Consider the following 21178-nt stretch of genomic DNA (forward strand, 5'->3'; position numbering starts at 1 on the left):
CGGCTCTCCCTGTGGACTCAGTCACAACCACCCCCCACCCTGGGTCTTCGGCCCCCGAGCCGCTCCCGGACGCCCCCCGCCCGAGGCGACGACCCGCCCCCCCCCCCCCCCCCAGGGGCCCGTGCGGGGTGTTACAGCGCCGGGTGGGCGTTCTTCAGGAGCTCCTGGAACTGGGCCGAGAACCACTGGCCCGAGATCGGGGCGTCCGGCAGCGAGCCCGACATGCTGTTCCCGTTACGGGCGTTGCCCGTGTACGTCGGGTCGCACATCCGGTCGAAGCCCTTGCCCTCGTTGTTCGGGATCTCCTTGCTGGCGCCGTCGGACTCGCCCGGGGGCTTGACCCAGACGTACGCGTCGATGCCCGCGGCGGGCGCCGCCTGGGGCCGCTCGCCGAGACCGGCACCGGACTGGTTGCACCAGTTGCCGAGGTGGATGCGACGGTCGTACTTACCGCCGTTGACGTAGGTGTCGACGGTGGTCGTGGCGCCCGGGGCGGTGGGCCGGGCGGTCCCGCCCCAGCCGTTGCGGGAGGTGTCGATCAGCATGCCGAGGTTGCTGTCGAAGCCGAGCGAGACCAGCTTGGTGCGCATCGCCTGGGCGTACGACAGCTCGTCGGTGTACCGGTTCCAGTCGACCCACTTCGACTGGCGCACGGAGACGCCGTTCACGCTGTCGTTGATGGTGAAGTGGTCCTCCTTCAGGGCGCTGTAGTTGGCGGTGTTCACGATGAAGCCGTGGACGTTGGCGACCGTGGAGCCCTCGGCCGTGGCGGCCTGCTTGAACAGCTCGGCGGAGGCGCCGAAGTTGTCGTCCCAGCCCAGCCAGCCGTGGTGGCCGGCGTCCACGTAGTTGTAGACGTTGCCGATCGCGCCGAGCTTCTTGAGCGCGTAGCCGACGCCGGTGATGTAGTTGCCGTTGGCCTTCATGACATCGCAGTTGGCCGTGGCGGTCGGGCGTCCCGAGACGTTGGTGACCAGGTTCGGCAGCGAGTCGATCTCGACCGTGGTGACGATCCGCAGGCCCGCGTACTTCGAGTCGGCGAGGATCGCGGCGATCGGGTCGATGTACTCGGTCTTGTAGCGGCCGATCTCGGTCGGGCCGAGCTCGCCGTTGGAGGCGAGCGCGGCACAGTCGCGGCCCGGCAGGTTGTAGACGACCAGCTGGACGACGAGCTCGCCGGAGCCCTTCTGCTCCAGGGCCTTGTCGAGGTGGGCGCGCAGCCCCATCGAGGTGCTCGAACCGTTGATGGCGGCGATCCGGTCCAGCCAGACGCCGGTGGGCTGGTTGGAGACCTTGGTGCCGCCGGGCTCGGCCGCCGCCTTCGCGGACCACTCGGGGTTCACGTACACCTTGGCACCGGCGTACGGGTTGTCGGCCTTGGTGCCGGGCGGCGGGGTCGTCGGGGGAGTGGTGGGCGGGGTGGTGGGCGGCTCCGTCGGCTCGGTGGCGCCGTTGCAGGTGACCCCGTTGAGCTTGAAGGTGGCCGGTACGGCGTTGCTGCCGCTGTACGAGCCGTTGAAGCCGAAGGAGGTCGAACCGCCGGTGGCGAGGGTCCCGTTGTAGGAGACGTTCTTGGCGGTGACGGCGGCACCGGACTGGGTGATGGTGGCGTTCCAGCCCTGGGTGACCTGCTGGTTGCCGACGTAGGACCACTCGACGGTCCAGGCGGCCACCGGGTCACCGGTGTTGGTGACGGTCACGTTGGCGCCGAAGCCGGTGCTCCACTGGTTGGTGATCTGGTAGTCGACCTTGCAGCCGGGGGTGGCGGCGCCGGCGGTGGCGGTGCCGAAGACGGTGGCGGTGGCGCCGGTGGCCGTGATGAGGCCGAGGGCCGCCAGGAGGGCGGTGCGGCTGGTGCGGCTCATGCGGGTGGGGGTTCCTTTCAGGGGGTGAGGCTGCGCAGGTGGTCGCGCAGCCCGATGCCGAATGCGGTGGGGGTTCCGTCGTACGAACTGATCAGTGCGGGACCGGAGTTGCAGTTCCAGGTGTTCCAGGTCCAGCCCAGGTACGAGAGGTCGCGGTCGTCGAACCACTTCATGACGCGGTCGATGAACGCGTGTCCGCAGGTGTTCTCACCGATCTCGCCCGCGAGGAGAGGTACCTCGGCGGCTACCGGGGCGAGGGTGTTGTTCCAGCACGTCTCGTCGGCGCAGGTGTTGAAGTTGTAGACGTGCCAGGCGGCGGCCAGATTGCCCGCCGGGTCCGTGGGGCGGTACGTGAGCCACTGGCTCAGGTCGTTGGAGTACGCGATGCCCGGGGCGAGGACGAGGTTCTTCGCCCCCGTGGCCCGCACCGCGTCCAGCAGGTCCTGCATGCCGGCGACCTCGTAGCCGATGCCGGGGCAGGTGCCGCCGTCGCGCCAGCAGGACCAGGCCTGGGTCGCGGTGGAGGTCGCCCGGTCCGGATAGGGCTCGTTGAACAGGTCGAAGACGACCCGCTTGTCGTTCTTGAAGGTGTTCGCCACCGAGGTCCAGAACGCCGGTGTGTACTGGGCGTTGGGCATCGGCTTCTGGCAGGAGGCGTGGACGTCGGCGCAGCCCGCGGAGTTGCCCGTGTACTGGCCGTACGTCCAGTGGAGCTCGACCACCGGGGTCATGCCGTGCGCGATGACCTTGGTGACCAGGTCCTTCACGGCGTTGATGTAGTTCGTGCCCCGGTACTCGGGCTTGATGTTGTCCAGGCCGAGCCAGCACTCCTCGTTGAGCGGTATGCGGACCGTGTTGGCCTTCCAGTCGGCGATGGCCTTGACGGAGGCGTCGTCGACGGGACCGTCCCAGATGCCGTAGCCCTGGACGCACATGAACTCGCCGCCGGAGCGGTTGACGCCGAGCAGGCGTCGGGTCGCGCCGTTCTGATCGGTGAACTTGTTTCCGGAAACGCCGAGTTCGGGCGCGCCGGTGACCGGTGTGGGTGTGGTCGGGGGAGTCGTGGGCGGGGTGGTGGGCGGGGTGGTCGGGGGAGTCGTGGGCGGTGTCGTCGGATCGGTGGGCGTGGGAGTCGGCGTCGGGGTCGTGCCCGAGTCGCACGGTGTGCCGTTGAGCGTGAACGCGGTGGGCGCCGTGTTGGCACCCGACCACGAGGCGATGAAGCCGCCCGTGACCTTCGCGCCCGTGCCGAGCGCGGCGTTCCAGCTCTCGTTCACCACGGTGACGTCGGTCCCGGACTGGGACCACTTGCCACCCCAGCCCTGACCGACGACCTGGCCGGCCGGGAAGGCGAAGCCGAGGCTCCAGCCGTTCAGCGCGGCACTGTTGTTGGTGACGGTGACGGCACCCTGGTAGCCGCCGGCCCACTGGCCGACGACCGAGTACTCCACTGTGCAGGCGGGTGCGGCCGCGGCTCCTGAGGCCGTACCCATGAGGGCGAACGCGGTGCTCGCCATCGTGAGCGCCGCTCCGGAGAGCAGCGCGGACAGACGTGGGGGATGTCGCATGAGCGAGTCCTCGCAGCGAGGGCACACCCCTGACGGTGTGCCGACCGGACGGATTCGCTCCCACTGGTCGGGCAGACCGTAGCGTCAACTCCCGCCAAGGAAAAGAGGGGTTGGGTAAATTCCCTCGCCAATTGCCTTCGACTCTTCACGCACCTTGACGCCGATGCGTCCCAACTGCACAGTGGGAGCGCTCCCACTGGTTCAGAGCTTGTCTCCATGCACCTTTCGCTCTTCGCTCCCCCGACCTCCCGAGCCGCGAGGAGAACCACCCGCATGCCACGCCTCCGACCAAGAACGCGACCACGCCGGCAGCTGACCGCGCTGGCCGCCGCGCTCTCCCTCCCCCTCGGTCTCACGGCCGTCGGCGCCACCACGGCCCAGGCAGCCGACGTGCAGTGCAGCGTCGACTACAAGACGAACGACTGGGGTTCGGGCTTCACCGCCGAGCTCACCCTCACCAACCGCGCCACCACCGCGCTCGACGGCTGGACCCTCACCTACGCCTACGTCGGTGACCAGAAGCTCACCAACGGCTGGAGCGGCGTCTGGTCCCAGTCCGGCAAGAACGTCACGGTGACCAACGCCTCCTGGAACGGCACCCTCGCCGCAGGGGCCGCCACCACCACCGGCGCCCAGTTCACCTACAGCGGCGCCAACGCCGCGCCCACCTCCTTCGCGGTCAACGGCACCCCCTGCACGGGCGCCCACCAGCCGCCCGTCGCCGTCCTCACCAGCCCGGCACCGGGCGCCGTCTTCACCTCGGGCGACGCGGTGCCCCTCGCCGCCACCGCCGCCGCGGCCGACAGCGCCACCGTGAGCAAGGTGGAGTTCTACAGCGACACCGCGCTCCTCGGCACCGACACCACCGCGCCCTTCACCTTCAGCGCGGCCGGCCTCGCCACCGGCGCCCACTCCCTCTACGCCAAGGCCTACGACAGCCTCGGCGCCTCCGCCGAATCCCCGCCCGTCGGCATCACCGTCGCCGCGGGACCCGCGCTCGTCGCCGCCCCGAGCCAGCTCGGGGTGCGCCAGGGTGCCACCGGCACCTTCGACCTGAAGCTCTCCACCGCGCCCACCGCCAACGTCGCGGTGAGCGTCGCCCGTACCTCCGGCAACACCAACCTCACGGCGGCCCCGGCCTCGCTCACCTTCACCCCGGCGAACTGGAACACCGCCCAGAAGGTGACCGTCGCCGCCGCGGCCACCGGCACCGGATCCGCCGTCTTCACCGCGACCGCACCCGGCCACGCCAAGGCCGAGGTCACCGTCGCCCAGCTGGCCGCGAACTCCACCTACGACGCACGCTTCCTCGACCTCCACGGGAAGATCACCAACCCGGCCAACGGCTACTTCTCGCCCGAGGGCATCCCGTACCACTCCGTCGAGACGCTGATCGTCGAGGCCCCCGACCACGGGCACGAGACGACCTCGGAGGCGTACAGCTACCTCATCTGGCTCCAGGCCATGTACGGCAAGATCACCGGCGACTGGACCAAGTTCAACGGCGCCTGGGAGACCATGGAGAAATTCATGATCCCCACCCACGCCGACCAGCCCACCACCTCCTCGTACAACGCCTCGAAGCCGGCCACCTACGCGCCCGAGTGGGACCTGCCCTCGCAGTACCCGGCGCGCCTCGACTCCGGCGTGACCTCCGGCTCCGACCCGATCGCCGCCGAACTCAAGAGCGCCTACGGCACCGACGACATCTACGGCATGCACTGGCTGCAGGACGTCGACAACGTCTACGGCTTCGGCAACGAGCCCGGGAAGTGCTCCGCCGGACCGACGGCCACCGGCCCCTCCTACATCAACACCTTCCAGCGCGGCCCGCAGGAGTCCGTCTGGGAGACCGTCACCCACCCCACCTGCGACAACTTCGGCTACGGCGGGCGGAACGGCTACCTCGACCTGTTCACCGGGGACGCCTCCTACGCCAAGCAGTGGAAGTTCACCAACGCCCCCGACGCCGACGCCCGCGCCGTCCAGGCCGCCTACTGGGCCGACCTCTGGGCCAAGGCACAGGGCAAGGGCGGTCAGGTCTCCGCGACCGTCGGCAAGGCCGCCAAGATGGGCGACTACCTGCGGTACTCCATGTTCGACAAGTACTTCAAGAAGGCCGGGAACTGCGTCGGTCCGACCACCTGCCCCGCCGGCACCGGCAAGGACAGCGCGCACTACCTGATGTCCTGGTACTACGCCTGGGGCGGCGCCACCGACACCTCCGCCGGCTGGTCCTGGCGCATCGGCTCCAGCCACGCCCACGGCGGCTACCAGAACCCGCTCGCCGCCTACGCGCTCAGCGAGTACGCCCCGCTCAAGCCCAAGTCGACGACGGGCGCCGCCGACTGGGCGACCAGCCTCGACCGGCAGCTGGAGTTCTACCGCTGGCTCCAGTCGGACGAGGGAGCCATCGCGGGCGGCGCCACCAACAGCTGGCAGGGCCGCTATGCCACCCCGCCGGCCGGTACCCCCACCTTCCACGGCCTCTTCTACGACGAGAAGCCCGTCTACCACGACCCGGCGTCGAACCAGTGGTTCGGCTTCCAGGCCTGGTCCATGGAGCGGGTCGCCGAGTACTACCAGCAGACCGGTGACGCCCAGGCGAAGACGGTCCTCGACAAGTGGGTCTCCTGGGCGCTGTCCAAGACGACCGTCAACCCGGACGGCACCTACCGCATCCCCTCCACCCTCCAGTGGTCCGGCGCGCCCGACACCTGGAACGCGACGAGCCCCGGCGCCAACGCCGGGCTGCACGTCACCGTCGCCGACTACACGAACGACGTCGGTGTCGCCGCCGCCTACGCCAAGACCCTCACCTACTACGCGGCCAAGTCCGGCCACGCCGAGGCCAAGCGCGTCGCCAAGGCCCTCCTCGACGGCATGTGGGACCACCACCAGGACCCGCTGGGCATCGCCGTCGAGGAGACCCGCGCCGACTACAACCGCTTCGACGACCCCGTGTACGTACCGAACGGCTGGACCGGCACCATGCCGAACGGCGACACGGTGAACAACTCCTCCACCTTCGCCTCGATCCGCACCTTCTACCAGGACGACCCGGCCTGGCCGAAGATCGAGGCCTATCTGGCGGGCGGCGCCGCGCCCGTCTTCACCTACCACCGGTTCTGGGCCCAGGCGGACATCGCCCTGGCCATGGGCTCGTACGCGGAGCTGCTCGAATAGCAGCCGCCCCGCACGGAGCGGCTCCACGTACGACGAGACCGGGCGGACCCCGAGAAGGGGACCGCCCGGTCTTCCGCCGTCCCACCGCCGGGTGAGTACGCGTACTCAGGTGGCGCCGTCCCGGACTCCTCCATGCTGGTGCGCGAACGCCCGACCGTCTCAGGGGGGACCCGCATGACCCACGGCCTGCAGCTGCGCGCCGCCACGCACGACGACCACGACTGGATCCACGAACTGCGCCATCGCGTATACGCGGAGGAGCTGGGACAGCACCCGGTGGACCCCTCGGGGCGGCTGAGTGACGGGCTCGACGGCGACAACGTGTACCTCGTGGCCGCACGTGGGGAGACACGGATCGGTTTCGTCAGCCTCACCCCGCCCTGGGTCGGCCGCTACTCCCTGGACAAGTACCTGACGCGCGAGGAGCTGCCCCTGCTGACGGAGGAGCCGTTCGAGATCCGCGTCCTGACCGTCGAGGAGCGCTGGCGCTCCACCGCGGCGGCGCCCCTCCTCATGTACGCGGCGCTGCGCTGGGTCGCCGCGCGGGGCGGCAGCCAGGTGGTCGCGATGGGCCGCACGGAGCTGCTCGGCATGTACCTCGCGGCCGGGCTGCGGCCGGTGGGGCGGACGGTCCGCTCGGGCGCCGTCTCGTTCGAGGTGCTGAGCGGCTGTGTGGCCGAACTGACGCGGACCGTCGCCGAGCGCCACGGCCGGACGCTGGAACGGGTGCGGGCGGGCCTCGACTGGGAGCTGGACGTGCCGTTCGCTCCGCGCGCGGACGGCTGTGAGCACGGCGGTGCCTTCTTCTCCGCGATCGGCACGGACTTCCGGACTCTGACCCGCCGTCACGAGGTCGTCCCCGCCGATGTGCTGGACGCCTGGTTCCCGCCGTCACCCCAGGTCCGTGCGGTCCTGGCGGAGGACCCGGGGTGGGCGGCCCGGACCTCGCCGCCGACGGGAGCGGAGGGGCTGCTCGCGGAGCTGGCCGAGGTCCGCGAGCTGCCGGTGGAGTCGCTGGTCGTCGGGGCCGGTTCGTCCGACCTGATCTTCCGGGCGTTCGGCCGGTGGCTGACGGCGGGGAGCCGCGTGCTCCTGCTCGATCCGAGCTACGGCGAGTACGCCCATGTCACCGAGCGGGTCATCGGCTGTCGGGTCGACCGGCTCCGGCTGCGCCGGGAGGACGGCTGGCTGCTCGATCCGGCCCGGCTGGCCGCCGCGACCCGCGAAGGACTCTACGACCTCGTGGTGGTGGTCAACCCGAACAACCCGACCGGCCGCCACGCTCCCGCCGACGCGCTGCGCGCGGTGATCGAGGCCTCGCCCGCGCGCACCCGGTGGTGGATCGACGAGGCGTACCTGGGCTACGTCGATCCCGAGGACTCGCTGGCCGGGCTCGCCGCGGTCGACCCCCGGGTAGTGGTCTGCACCTCGCTCTCGAAGTCGTACGCGCTGTCGGGGATGCGGGCCGCGTATCTGGTGGCGGACCCGGACACGGCGGGGGAGCTGAGGCGATGGACGCCGCCGTGGCCGGTGAGCCTGCCGGCCCAGCTGGCAGCCGTGACGGCGCTGCGCGACCCCGGGTACTACGCGGAACGCCGGGCGCGCACCGCCGTGCTGCGCCGACGGCTCGCCGCCGACCTCGCGGAGCTCGACGGGTTCTCCTCGGTCGACGAGGGCGTGGCGAACTTCCTCACGGTGTCCCTCCCGCCGGACGGGCCGAGCGCGGCCCGGCTGGTAGGCGAGTGCCGCCGCCACGACGTGTACCTGCGGGACCTGTCGCCGATGTCCCCGGCGTACGAGGGACGGACCGTTCGCATCGCCGTCCGCGACACGGCGGAGAACGCGCGGATCGTGGCCGCCTGCCGGAGCGCGCTGGAGGCTCTGCGGACACCGGTGCGGTCCGATGTCCAGGGGGTGCCCGACGTGCCGACCGCGTCGGGTGCGGTGGAGGTGCTGGGCGGGCCGGTGTCGTCGGGCGCGGCGAGCGGGTGGGTGTCCCGGTGACGACGGTTGCCGGTCTCGTGCCCTACCTCGGCGGTGCGCTGGCGGGCGGAGGGCTCGTGGTGGCGGCGACCCGGCGGCGGGAGCTGATGGTCCGCTGGTGCGTCTGGGCGCTCGGAGTGCCGGTGGTCACCGCCGCGTTCTGGTACGGCCCGCCGGGGATCGCCGTGCTGGCGGCCCTGGTCGCGGTGGTCGCCGTGGCCGAGTACGGCGGGTTGCTGAGTCTGGGCCCGGTGGACCGCGTGCTGCTGGGCGCGGCCGTCGTCGGGCTCGTGCTGACCGTGTGGCTGGCGCCCGGAGAGGTGCTCCGGGTGGCGGCGGCCGGGGCGCTCGCGATCGCCGGGGCGCCGCTGCTGTCGGGTGATGCGGAGCACGGGCTCCGCCGCCTGGGCGCGGGCCTGCTCGGTCTCGTGTGGCTGGGTGTCCTGGCCGGTCTCGTGTGGGTGGGTGTCCTCGGCCTCGTTCTCTTCGTGGCCGTGTCGATCGCCGACATCGTCGCGTACGCGGCGGGGCGCCGTCTCGGTGGCCCCCGGCTCTCCCCGCTGTCGCCCGCCAAGCGCTGGAGCGGCACCCTGGCCGGGGCCGCGGCCGGTCTCGGCGCGCTCGCCGTGCTGTCGTCCCTGACGTGGCAGACGACGGTTGCGGTCGCGGTCGGCGGTCCGCTCGGGGACCTGCTGGAGTCGATGGTCAAGCGGGGTGCAGGGGCCAAGGACGCCGGCCGTTGGCTGCCCGGCTCCGGAGGTCTGCTCGACCGGATCGACTCGCTCCTCGTCGCCCTGGCGGTGCTGCTGCTCCTGGGCTGAGGTCCATTGACGCACGCGATCTCCCCTCCTACGTTCTCGTTCGGACATACGACCGTTGGTCGATATTTCGAACATCCTGAACGAGAGGGAATCGCGTGTCCCACCCCGAACGCACCACCCGCACCGCTCGTTTCACCCTCGACCCCGACTTCACCGTCGGACCCGTCGACCCGCGCCTCTTCGGCTCCTTCGTCGAGCACCTCGGCCGCTGCGTCTACACCGGCATCCACGAGCCCGGCCACCCCGCCGCCGACGAGGACGGGCTGCGCACCGACGTCCTGGAGCTCGTCCGCGAGCTGGGCGTCACCGCGATCCGCTACCCCGGCGGGAACTTCGTCTCAGGGCACCGCTGGGAGGACGGCGTCGGGCCCGTCGGGGAACGCCCACGTCGGCTCGACGTCGCCTGGCGGTCCACCGAGACCAACCGCTTCGGCCTGAGCGAGTTCATCGCCTTCCTCAGGAAGGCCGGGCCGCAGGCCGAGCCGATGATGGCGCTCAACCTCGGCACCCGGGGCATCACCGAGGCCATGGACCTCGTCGAGTACGCCAACCACCCCGGCGGCACCGAGCTCTCCGACCGTCGGATCGCCCACGGCGACAAGGACCCCTTCGGCATCCGCCTCTGGTGCCTGGGCAACGAGATGGACGGCACCTGGCAGACCGGGCAGAAGACCGCCGAGGAGTACGGCCGGCTCGCCGCACAGACCGCGCGCGCCCTGCGCCAGATCGACCCCGGGCTCGAACTCGTCGCCTGCGGCAGCTCCGCGCGCGGCCTCCCCACATTCGCCGCCTGGGAGGCCACCGTCCTCGCCGAGACGTACGAGGTCGTCGACCACGTCTCGCTGCACGCCTACTACGAGGAGACCGACGGCGACCGCGACTCCTTCCTCGCCTCCGCCGTCGAGATGGAGGCCTTCATCGAGGAGGTCGTCGCCACCTGCGACCACGTCGGGGCCCGGCTGAAGTCGGCGAAGCGGCTGACCCTCTCCTTCGACGAATGGAACGTCTGGTACCAGCGCCGGCCCAACCCCCACCCGGTGGAGGACTGGCAGGAGGCGCCCCGCCTCCTGGAGGACGTCTACACGGTCACCGACGCCGTCGTGTGCGGCAGCCTCCTCATCACCCTGCTCCGGCACGCCGACCGCATCGCGGTCGCCTGCCTCGCCCAGCTCGTCAACGTGATCGCCCCGATCATGACCGAGCCCGGCGGCCCCGCCTGGCGCCAGACCACCTTCTTCCCCTTCGCCCAGGCCTCCCGGTACGGCCGCGGGACCGTGCTCGACGTGCGCGTCGACTCGCCGCCGTACCCCACGGAGCGGTACGGCGACGTCCCGCTGCTGCACGCCACGGCCGTACGCGACGAGGACGGCGGTGTCACCGTCTTCGCGGTCAACCGCGGCCGGAACGCGCCCCTTCCGCTCGAGGTCGCCCTGCGCGGGCTCGACCTGGGCCGGGTCGTCGAGCACAGCGCGCTCGCCGACGCGGACCCGGAGGCCCGCAACACCCTCGACGAGCCGGAGCGGGTCGCGCCGCACGCCGTGGCGGGCGCGACGCTCGTGGACGGGACGCTGCGGGCCGTCCTCGAACCGATGTCGTGGAACGTGATCCGGCTGCGCTGACGCCCTCCTCGACGGACGTTCCGGCGGTGGTCCCGGCGACCGCCTCGGCGGCCGTTCCGACAGGCTCGTAGCTGCGCGCAGTTGAATCCTTTCAGCTCTTGCCCCCGCACCCCCTCCTCGAAGCGCTTCGAAAGATCCTGTCCGAAGCGTTGACGTGACTGGCGGGCGAACCTACTTTGTCCCAGCAAGCGCTTTCCTGAAACGTTCTAATCACACGCGCGGGAGGACGAACTGTGCGTACTCAAAGCACTGTCGACCGTCGGAGTCTGCTGAAGTTCGCAGGCGGGTCACTGGCGGCTCTCGGCCTGACCGCCGCGGGATGCGGCACCGGCTCCGGATCCGGGGACGGCACCGTCACCCTCCGGTACGCCTGGTGGGGCTCCGACGACCGGGCCAAGCGGATCAACCAGACGATCGCCCTCTTCGAGAAGAAGCACCCGAAGATCAAGATCAAGACCGACTTCCAGCCGTACGCCGACTTCTGGAAGAAGTTCAACACCCAGGCCTCGGGCGGCAACGCCCCCGACGTCTTCCAGAACGCCATCGGCTTCCTGCGCAAGTACGACGCGAAGAACGTCCTGCTCGACCTGCGCGAGCAGGCCGAGCAGGGCAACCTCCGGCTCGACGGCTTCCGGGCCGGCCTGGAGAAGTTCGGCGAGGTCGACGGCAAGCTCCTCGGCATACCCGTCGGCAGCAACTCGATGGCCCTGGTCGTCGACCGGACGGTCCTCGCCAGGGCGGGCGTCGCCCCCAAGGCCGGATGGACCTGGGACGAGTACCACGCCGCCCTCGCCAGGATCCGCGACACCCAGGGCCGCGCCGGCGACGCCGGCCCCTACGGGATCATGTACCTGTACGACCTCTACCTGCGCCAGCAGGGCAAGGCCTTCTTCACCACCGCCGGACTCGGCTTCACCGAGGCGGATCTGACGGACTGGTGGACCAAGGCGCACCAGGGCGTGACGTCCGGCGTCTACGCCGACCCGAAGCGGACGATCCAGGCCAAGCCGAAGTCCGCGGTCACCGCCGAACTCGCCGCCTGCGAGTTCACCTGGGACAACTTCACCGTCCGCTACGCCTCCGAGGGAAAGAGCCGGTACGGTCTCGCCCCCATCCCGACCACCGACGGCCGCAGGACCGGCCAGTACCTCGGCTCGCTCATGCTCAGCGGCTCCCGGCGCACCAAGCACCCCGAGGAGGTCGCCCGGTTCATCGACTTCATGGTCCACGACCCCGAGGTCGGGAAGATCATGGGTTACGACCGCGGGGTCCCGGCCACCACGGCCCAGTACGAGGCGTACGTGCCGAGTGACGAGGTCGGCAGGCAGATCGCCGCGTACGAGAAGCAGCTGGTGGAGAGCCGCGTCCTGGAGCCCATCACCCCGCACCCGGCCGGTGCCGATGTCACCGAGGCAGCCTTCCTGCGGCTCGGCGAGGAGATGTCACTGGGCACGAGGCCCGTCCCGGACGCGGTGAAGCAGTTCTTCACCGAGGCGAAGACGGCGCTCTCCTCCTGATGGACGCCGCCGTGACCTCCGTACCGGACGCCGGGTCGAACCCCGTACCGCACCCCGAGCCGGCGACCCCGCCGGAACAGCCTGCCGCCCCCGCGGACGCCGGCTCCGGCGGGGGACACCCGCACCCGAAGCCCGGCGGCGCCGGGCGGAACGGCGGAGCGGGCCGGCCGGACGGCACAGGCCGGCCGGGCGCCGCCGGACCGCGCGACCGGGCCCGCCGCGAGACCCTCGCCGGCTATCTCTTCATGTCCCCCTGGATCGCCGGCTTCCTCCTGCTCACCGCGGGGCCCATGGTCGCCTCGCTCTACTTCGCCTTCACCGACTACAACCTCTTCGACGCACCGAAGTGGATCGGCCTCGACAACTTCACCGAGATGTTCGGCGACCCCCGCTGGCGCACCTCCGTCGAGGTGACGGGCTGGTACGTGGTGATCGGCACCCCGCTCAAGCTGGCCGCGGCACTCGGGGTGGCGCTGCTGCTCAACCAGAGCCGCCGCGGACAGGGCTTCTACCGTGCCGCGTTCTACGCACCCTCACTCGTCGGCGCCAGCGTCTCCATCGCCATCGTCTGGCGGGCGCTGTTCTCCGACGGGGCCGCCATCGACCGCGGGCAGCAGTTCCTCGGCATGGAGGCCGGCGGCTGGATCGGAGATCCCGACCGCATCATCTACAGCCTGGTCGCCCTCACGGTCTGGCAGTTCGGTGCCCCCATGGTCATCTTCCTGGCCGGACTCAAGCAGGTTCCGCGCGAGCTGTACGAGGCGGCGGAGGTCGACGGCGCGGGACCGTGGCGGAGGTTCTGGAGCATCACCCTGCCGATGATCTCCCCGGTGCTCTTCTTCAACGTGCTCCTGGAGACCATCCACTCCTTCCAGATCTTCGGATCCGCCTACATCATCGGCAGCCAGGGCAACGCCTGCGGACCGGCCGACGGCACCCTCGTCTACACCTGCTACCTCTACATCCAGGGCTTCGAGAACAGCCGGATGGGCCTCGCCTCGGCGATGGCATGGATGCTGCTGCTCGCCGTCGCCCTGGTCACGGCGTTCCTTTTCTGGTCCCAGCGGCGCTGGGTGCACTACGAGGAGGGGGCCCGATGAGCCTCGTACGCACCCGGACCGCCGCGCGGACGGGAACGGGCCGCACGGCGGGCTCGCTCGCCTGGCACGTCGGCGCCCTCGCCGTCCTCGCGGTCATCCTCTACCCCGTGGTGTGGGTCGTCGGCGGCTCGTTCAAGCCGAACGACGAGATCGTCGGCAGCCTGTCCCTCTTCCCCACCGAACCCATCACCGACAACTACCGGCGGCTCGCCGACGGCATCGCCGACATCCCCATCACCACCTTCTTCGGCAACTCCCTCTTCCTGGGCATCGGTTCGGTCATCGGCGTGGTCCTCTCCAGCTCGCTCGCGGCCTACGCCTTCGCCAAGATCCGTTTCGCCGGGCGCGGACTGCTCTTCACCTCGATGATCGGCACGCTGCTCCTGCCGTACCACGTGCTGCTCATCCCGCAGTACGTGCTGTTCCAGAAGCTCGAACTCATCAACACCTACACGCCGTTGCTCATCGGGAAGTACCTCGCCACGGACGCCTTCTTCGTCTTCCTGATGCTCCAGTTCATGCGCGGGCTGCCGAAGGAACTCGACGAGGCGGCGCGGCTCGACGGCTGCGGACACCTGCGGACGTACTGGTCGATCGTGCTGCCGCTGTGCCGGCCCGCGCTCATCACCAGCGCCATCTTCACGTTCATCAACGCGTGGAACGACTTCATGGGGCCGCTGATCTATCTCAACGAACCCGAGAAGTACACGGTCTCGCTCGGCCTCAAGATGTTCGTCGACCAGGACGGCGTCGCCAACTACGGCGGCATGATCGCGATGTCGCTGGTGGCGCTGCTGCCCGTGGTCGCGTTCTTCCTCGCCTTCCAGCGGTACCTCATCGACGGCATGGCCACGTCGGGCCTCAAGGGCTGAGGGGCGTGCCGAGATGAGAGCCAGATTCCTGGCACGGTTCGCCGTCTTCGCCGAGTGTCTGCTCGTCGGGGTGTGGATCGCCGTCGCCGCGCTGCCCCTCGTCACCCTCCCCGCGGCACTCGCCGCCGGCGCCGCGCACCTGCGGCGCTGGACCGCGGACGAGGAGACCGGCCTGCGGTCCTTCGTCGCCGACCTCCGCCGGGCGATACGGGGCGGAGGATGGTCGGCGGGCCTCGGCTACGGGGCCGCGCTCGCCCTGGTCGGTGCCGACCTGGCGTTCGTACGGGCGCTGCCCGTGCCCGGCGGCCGGGCCGCCGGGGCCCTCGCGATCCTCGCGGCGCTCTGGCTGACGGTCACCCTGCTGAGGGCGGCCACGGCCTGGCGCCCGGAACGGCGCTGGCGCGATCTGCTCGGCCCCGCGGCCCGTCGCGCACTCTGCGACCCCGCGGGCTCGCTCCTCGTCGTCTGCGGCCTGGCGGTGATCGTCGCCTCGGCCTGGTTCTCCGCCCCCCTGGCCCTGCCCGCCCTGGGCATCCTCGTCGCCTCGACCCTGGCGGCGGAACGCCGCCGGCCGTCTCCGGCCGCGGCCTGATCCACCGGTCCGAGCCGGGGCCGCTCACGCACCCTCCCCCTCCGCCGGCGTGCCCTCCTCGGCATGCCCATGAAAGGAGTTCCCGTGTCCGCCGTACCTCGTCGCTCCCTCCTCAAGGCCGCCGCCGTGGCAGGGGCCGCCGTGCAGTTCAGCTGGGCGCTCGGGCGTGGGGACGCCCGGGCCGCCGTGGCCGCCGAGACCCCGGCCGACGAGCGGCCCGCGCGCGTCACCTGGCTGGAGCCCGGGGGGCTCGGCGCCGCCGCCGGCTCGACCTTCGGCGTCGCCTGGCCCAAGGGAGTCCACCCCGACGGCCGGGCCTTCGCGCTCACCACCGCCGACGGCACCGACGTGCCCGTGCAGACCTGGACCACCGCCCGCTGGCCCGACGGCTCCCTCAAGTGGACCGCGCACGCCGTCGGTCCCGAGGCCGCCGGGGCCGAGCGGTTCACCCTCGCGCCCGGCACCCCCGCGACCGCCGCACAGACCGTCTCCGTCACCGAGACCGGCCGCCGGATCACCATCGACACCGGCACCGTCCGGGCCGTCGTCTCCAAGGACGGTGGGAGGAAGCTCGTCGAGTCCGTCACCCGCGACGGCGTGACGATCGCCACCGACGGCCGGCTCGTCCTGCTGCGGCAGAGCGACCTCGACGACGGCGACCACGGCGACGCCGCATGGGACCGGTTCGACGGCGAGATCTCCCGCGCCGTCGTCGAACAGCGTGGCCCCGTCCGGGCCGTGGTCCGCATCGACGGCAAGCACCGCAAGGGAAGCCGCAGTTGGCTGCCCTTCTCCGTGCGCCTCTATTTCTACGCGGGCTCCGAGTCGTTCCGCATGGTCCACACCATCACCTATGACGGCGACCAGAAGAAGGACTTCGTCCGCGGCCTCGGCGTCCGCTTCACCGTCCCCCTGCGGGACGCCGCGTACGACCGGCACGTCCGGATCGCCGGCGAAGGCGCCGGGTTCCTCACCGAGGCCGTCCAGGGCGTCACCGGACTGCGCCGCGACCCCGGGGCCGCCGTCCGCACCGCCCAGGTCAAGGGCGAGAGGCTGCCCGACCCCGCCACCTGGGACCAGCGCGTCACCACCCGCATGCAGTACGTCCCGGCCTGGGGCGACTACACCCTCGCCCAGCTCTCCGCCGACGGCTTCACCCTCCGCAAGCGCACCAAGCCCGGCCACGGCTGGATCCCGGCCGGCGGCGGCCGTCGCGCGAGCGGCTTCGGCTACGTCGGCGGGGTGACCGGCGGACTCTCCTTCGGCCTGCGGGACTTCTGGCAGAAGCACCCCGCCCAGCTCGACATCCGCGGCGCCGCCGGTGACGCCGCCGAGGTCACCCTCTGGCTCTGGTCGCCCGAGGCGCAGCCCATGGACCTGCGCTTCTACCACGACGGCATGGGCCAGGACACCTTCCCCGAGCAGCTCGAAGGCCTCAACATCACCTATGAGGACCACGAACCCGGCTTCGGCACCCCCTACGGCATCGCCCGCACCAGCGAGCTGATGTTCTGGGCCAACGCCGCCACCCCCACCGCCGCGACCCTCGTCGACCAGGCCGCCGCCGTCCGCACCCCGCCGCAGCTCGCCGTCAGCCCCGAAGACCTCGTCCGTGCCCGGGTGTTCGGCGGGCTGTTCTCGCCCGTCGACCGCTCCACCCCCGCCAGGGCGACCATCGAGGACCGCCTCGACTACCTCTTCACCTACTACAAGGACCAGGTGGAACAGCGCCGTTGGTACGGCTTCTGGGACTACGGCGACATCATGCACACCTACGACGAGGACCGGCACCAGTGGCGGTACGACGTCGGCGGCTACGCCTGGGACAACTCCGAACTCTCGCCCGACCTGTGGCTCTGGTACGCCTACCTCCGCTCCGGCCGCGCCGACGTCTTCCGCTTCGCCGAGGCCATGACCCGGCACACCGGCGAGGTCGACGTCTACCACCTCGGCACCTGGGCCGGCCTCGGCACCCGGCACGGCGTCCAGCACTTCGCCGACAGCGCGAAGCAGCAGCGCATCTCCACCGCCGTCTACCGCCGCCCCTACTACTTCCTCACCGCCGACGAACGCGTCGGCGACCTCATGCACGACCTGGTCGACTCCGACGAGACCTTCCTCGCCCTCGACCCCGTCCGGAAGATCCGCACCGAGCCCTACACCCCCGACCGGCACGCCCTCTCCATCGGTTTCGGCACCGACTGGAGCGGTCTCGCCGCCGCATGGCTCACCGAATGGGAGCGCGGCGGACCCAAGGCCGCCAAGGCCGAGGCCCGGCTCCGCTCCACCATGGAGACCATCGCCGCCCAGCCCAACGGCTTCGTCCAGGGCGCCGGTCTGTACGACCTCGACACCGGCCGCTTCGCCGTCGCCGACAAGCCCGTCGTCGGCGTCTCCCACCTCTCCGCCATGTTCGGCCTGGTCGAGATGTGCGCCGAGCTCATCGACCTCGTCGACCAGCCGAGGTTCAAGGAGGCCTGGCTCGACTACTGCCGCTACTTCAACGCCTCCAAGACCGAGCAGGCCGCCCGCTACGGCCAGAACTTCGGCACCCTCCTCCTCTTCCAGGGGCACTCGCGCCAGGACGCCTACGCCGCGGCCCAGCTGAACGACACCGAGCTCGCCCAGCGCGCCTGGGCCAGGTTCGACAAGAGCGACGGCTACACCTCCGCCATGGTCTGGGACAAGACACCCGTCCAGGGGCCGGCCGCCCTCGAACCGGGCTACGAGCACCTGTGGATCAGCACCAACACCACGGCCCTGTACGGCCTGGCCGCCATCCAGAACCTCGCCCTCGTCGGCGACCACCTGCCCGCGTGACCACCGGAGGCCACCCGATGAGGTGACCCTTCCACTCCCTGGTCCTCGACCACTGGGACTACCGCGACCCGGTCGACGAGGGTCTCGACATCCTGTGCGCGATCCTGGCGATCGCGGTCATCCGCCGGGTGACCGCGGCCCAGCCCGCCGGCCCGCTGCCGTACTTCCACATGACCTGAGCCCCGGCCCCCGCCGAGGGACCGGGGACGAAGGTCAGCCGAGCGGGGCGAAGGCGAGGGAGAACGCCGCCGGGGCCGCGTCGAGCCGGTACTCCGGCAGCACCCCCGGTCCGCAGGACTGGGAGCCGATGCCGTGCTGGGCGTGGTCCAGATGCAGCCACAGCGTGTCACCCGCCACCAGCTCGCCGCGGTGGTCGGCCGCGTCCAGCTGCTCGGTCGTCCAGCGGCGGGCCGTGAAGGCGAAGACGGGGTCGCCCTCCACCCGGACGCCCGCAGCCGCGGAGGCCAGCTCCACCCACCGCGTGCCGATCCGGGCCCCGTTCTCCTGCGGCCGCAGGTACGGGGTGTGGAGCGCGTCCACGGTCGCCTCCCAGCGGCCGAGCCGCGCCGCCTCCCGTGTGTCGGGGTACGCCTCGCCCGGCCCCGCGCCGTACCAGACCACCCGGTCCAGCGCGGCCGGCAGCCCGAGCCGGACCCCGAGCCGGGGGAGCGGCACCCGCCAGTCGCCCTCGGGGACCACCTCGACGTCGAGCCGTAGGACGGTGCCGTCCGAGGACCAGCGGTACGTGGTGCGGAGCCCGACGTCCGACGCGGCGGGTGCGACCCGCGACCGTACCGTCAACCCCGCCTCGTCCACGACGACGTCGTCCGTACGGTGCCGCATCCGGTGCAGTCCGAGCGCGCGCCAGAGCGGGCCGTGGCGCTCGTCGGGCTGCCAGGGCGCGCCCTCGTCGTTGTCGGTCGGCGCCCGCCAGACGTCGAGACGCGGGCCGGCGGTGACGGGGAGGGAGCCCAGGGCCAGGAGAAGACCGGTCCGGGAGTCGAAGACGCCCGGACCGAGAGCGGTCCGGCCGTCCGCGCGCGTCGGGTGGACGGGCGGCAGGGGCGTGCGACGGGACGGCGCGGTGGCCGGGATCTGTCCCCAGGCGATCTCGTGCCCGGCGGGAGCCCACGCCGTGTCGTGCGCGAGCAAGGCCCGTACCGTCCACAGGGTCTCCGCCCCGGCGGGATGCGCGGGCGGTACGGGAAGCGTGATCCGGGCACTCGCTCCGGCGGGGAGAGCGGGCACGTCGAGGGGGCCGGTGGCGAGGCTCTCGCCGTCGGCGAGGAACGACCAGGTGAAGGCGAGATGCGCGAGGTCGGAGACGTCATGGCCGTTGGTCACCAGGGCCGTGCCGGCCCCTCCGTCGGCGATACGGACCGGTTCGACGACCTTCTTGTACTCCAGGAGCCCCGGCGACGGCGTCCGGTCGGGGAAGAGCAGTCCGTCACAGACGAAGTTGCCGTCGTGCAGCTCCTCCCCGAAGTCGCCGCCGTAGCCGTACCCGTGGACCGGATGGACGAGACCGTGGTCGATCCACTCCCAGACGAAGCCTCCCTGGCAGCGCTCGTACATCTCGAAGAGCCGCTGGTAGTCGGCGAGTCCGCCGGGACCGTTCCCCATCGCGTGCGCGTACTCGCAGAGGATGAAGGGGAGTCGGCGGCGGGCCTCGGGGCCCTCGTCGGCCCGGCGGCCGATCTCCTCGACCTCGGCGTGCGGCGGGTACATCCGCGAGTAGACGTCGGTGTCCGCGCAGGAGCGGTCGCCCTCGTAGTGGACCGGTCGGGACGGGTCACGGTCGCGGATCCACCGCGCCATCGCGGTCAGACCGGCACCGGTGCCGCACTCGTTGCCCAGCGACCACATCACCACCGAGGGGTGGTTCTTGTCCCGCTCGACCAGCCGCGCCGCCCGGTCGAGCAGCGCAGGGGTCCACCGCGGGTCGTCGACCGGGTTGCCCTCCCAGGACAGCTCCTCGAAACCGTGGGTCTCCAGGTCGCCCTCGTCGATCACCCACAGCCCGTACGCGTCGCAGAGATCGAGGAAGGCGGGGTGGGGCGGGTAGTGGGAGGTGCGGACGGCGTTGATGTTGTGCCGCTTCATCAGCTCGACGTCCTGGCGCATCGTCGCCAGGTCCAGGCTGCGCCCGTGCTCCGGGTGGAACTCGTGCCGGTTCACGCCCCGGAAGAGCACCCGTCGCCCGTTCACCGTCATGACGCCGTTCTCGACGGCCACCGTCCGGAAGCCGACGCGGAGCGCGACCCGCTCCCCGCCCGCCGCGAGTTCGGCCTCGTACAGGCGGGGGACCTCGGCGCTCCACGGCTCGACCGGCACCGTGGCCGCCTCGCCGGTGGCGAGGTCGAGGCCGAGCTCGGGCACGGTCACCCGGCCCGGCACGTCGCACTCCACCCGCAGGGTGCCGGTGCCGGTGACGTGGTCGTACGAGGCATGGGTGAAGAAGTCGCCGGGCGCGCCCTCCGGCCGGTGCAGCAGGGTCACGTCGCGGAAGACGCCCGGCAGCCACCACTGGTCCTGGTCCTCCAGGTAGGAGCCGGAGGACCACTGGTGGACGCGGAGGGCGAGGACGTTGTCCCGGGGCCTCAGGAGGTGGCCGACCGCGAACTCGTGGGCCAGACGCGAGCCCTTGAACTCGCCCAGCTCCGTGCCGTTCAGCCAGACCCGGGCGCACGACTCGACCCCGTCGAGACGGAGCACCGCGCCGCCGGCCTCCGGCCAGTCGGCGGGCAGGTCGAAGCGGCGCAGATGGTCGCCGGTCGGGTTCTCGGTGGGGACGCGGGGCGCGTCGACGGGGAAGGGATAGCGGACGTTGGTGTAGACGGGGCCGCCGTGCTCACCGGCCGAGGGCCCGCCGTCCGGGCCGCCCGCCGGTCCGCCGTACGCCTTCCCCTGGAGCACCCAGTGGCCCGGCACCGCCACCGTCCCCCAGGCGCCCGCGTCGAAGTCCGGCGCGGCGAAGGACGCGTCCTCGGCGTCGGCGGTGGGGGAGAGCCGGAAGGCCCAGTCCCCGTTCAGGGACAGGGCGGCGGCGTCGGAGCGGGGGTACCAGGCACGCGGCGGCAGCGTGCCGCGGCCCGGCGAGACGTCTTCGTACCAGGGCAGGTCGGACATGGTCCTCCGGTCGGAGAGCGCGCGGGGGAGAGCGCGGGAACGGGCGCGGGAGAGGGTGGGAACGGGCGCGGGAGAGGGTGGGGGAGAAGGAGAGGGGAACGGAGAA

At 71.5% G+C, this 21178-nt stretch carries 12 protein-coding genes; 9 read left to right on the forward strand and 3 right to left on the reverse strand.

From position 1 onward, the window contains the following. Positions 1–131 precede the first annotated feature (131 nt). The gene (locus ACZ4XX_RS13005; protein ID WP_468507988.1) at positions 132–1865 is read right to left on the reverse strand and encodes a glycoside hydrolase family 6 protein; all 1734 of its coding nucleotides are present in this window, start codon (positions 1863–1865) and stop codon (positions 132–134) included. Positions 1866–1882: 17 nt separating this feature from the next. Next, on the reverse strand, positions 1883–3433 hold the full coding sequence (locus ACZ4XX_RS13010) for a cellulase family glycosylhydrolase (protein WP_468507989.1): 1551 nt from the start codon (positions 3431–3433) through the stop codon (positions 1883–1885). Positions 3434–3706: 273 nt separating this feature from the next. On the opposite strand from ACZ4XX_RS13010, the gene ACZ4XX_RS13015 reads away from it, so the two are divergent. The 9 genes from ACZ4XX_RS13015 to ACZ4XX_RS13055 all read left to right on the forward strand — a co-directional run bounded on the left by ACZ4XX_RS13015 (position 3707) and on the right by ACZ4XX_RS13055 (position 17943). Then, positions 3707–6619: a glycoside hydrolase family 48 protein gene (locus ACZ4XX_RS13015; RefSeq protein ID WP_468507990.1), complete on the forward strand. Its 2913-nt coding sequence runs from the start codon at positions 3707–3709 to the stop codon at positions 6617–6619. Between the two features lie 174 nt (positions 6620–6793). Continuing rightward, the gene (locus ACZ4XX_RS13020) at positions 6794–8623 is read left to right on the forward strand and encodes an aminotransferase class I/II-fold pyridoxal phosphate-dependent enzyme (RefSeq protein WP_468507991.1); all 1830 of its coding nucleotides are present in this window, start codon (positions 6794–6796) and stop codon (positions 8621–8623) included. After that, positions 8620–9423, forward strand: a complete 804-nt coding sequence (locus tag ACZ4XX_RS13025; protein ID WP_468507992.1) for a phosphatidate cytidylyltransferase — start codon at positions 8620–8622, stop codon at positions 9421–9423. The genes ACZ4XX_RS13020 and ACZ4XX_RS13025 overlap by 4 nt, the downstream gene beginning before the upstream one ends. 95 nt (positions 9424–9518) lie before the next feature. Beyond that, on the forward strand, positions 9519–11042 hold the full coding sequence (gene arfA, locus ACZ4XX_RS13030) for an arabinosylfuranosidase ArfA (RefSeq protein ID WP_468507993.1): 1524 nt from the start codon (positions 9519–9521) through the stop codon (positions 11040–11042). Positions 11043–11275: 233 nt separating this feature from the next. Further along, positions 11276–12559, forward strand: a complete 1284-nt coding sequence (locus ACZ4XX_RS13035; RefSeq protein WP_468507994.1) for an ABC transporter substrate-binding protein — start codon at positions 11276–11278, stop codon at positions 12557–12559. Beyond that, a complete protein-coding gene (locus ACZ4XX_RS13040) occupies positions 12559–13659 on the forward strand; it encodes a carbohydrate ABC transporter permease (RefSeq protein WP_468507995.1) in 1101 nt (366 codons plus the stop codon). The genes ACZ4XX_RS13035 and ACZ4XX_RS13040 overlap by 1 nt, the downstream gene beginning before the upstream one ends. Then, positions 13656–14531 (forward strand): carbohydrate ABC transporter permease, encoded by an 876-nt coding sequence (locus ACZ4XX_RS13045; protein ID WP_468507996.1) that lies wholly within the window; start codon positions 13656–13658, stop codon positions 14529–14531. Before ACZ4XX_RS13040 ends, ACZ4XX_RS13045 begins: the two co-directional genes overlap by 4 nt. A 13-nt stretch (positions 14532–14544) precedes the next feature. Then, positions 14545–15123, forward strand: a complete 579-nt coding sequence (locus ACZ4XX_RS13050; protein WP_468507997.1) for a hypothetical protein — start codon at positions 14545–14547, stop codon at positions 15121–15123. Between the two features lie 84 nt (positions 15124–15207). Then, positions 15208–17943, forward strand: a complete 2736-nt coding sequence (locus tag ACZ4XX_RS13055; RefSeq protein ID WP_468507998.1) for an exo-rhamnogalacturonan lyase family protein — start codon at positions 15208–15210, stop codon at positions 17941–17943. Positions 17944–18156: 213 nt separating this feature from the next. Here ACZ4XX_RS13055 and ACZ4XX_RS13060 read toward each other — a convergent pair whose 3' ends face one another. Then, entirely contained in the window at positions 18157–21072 is a 2916-nt protein-coding gene (locus tag ACZ4XX_RS13060) for a glycoside hydrolase family 2 TIM barrel-domain containing protein (RefSeq protein ID WP_468507999.1), read from the reverse strand. Positions 21073–21178: the final 106 nt, after the last annotated feature.

It is taken from the genome of Streptomyces sp. NPDC029956, from assembly GCF_055574655.1.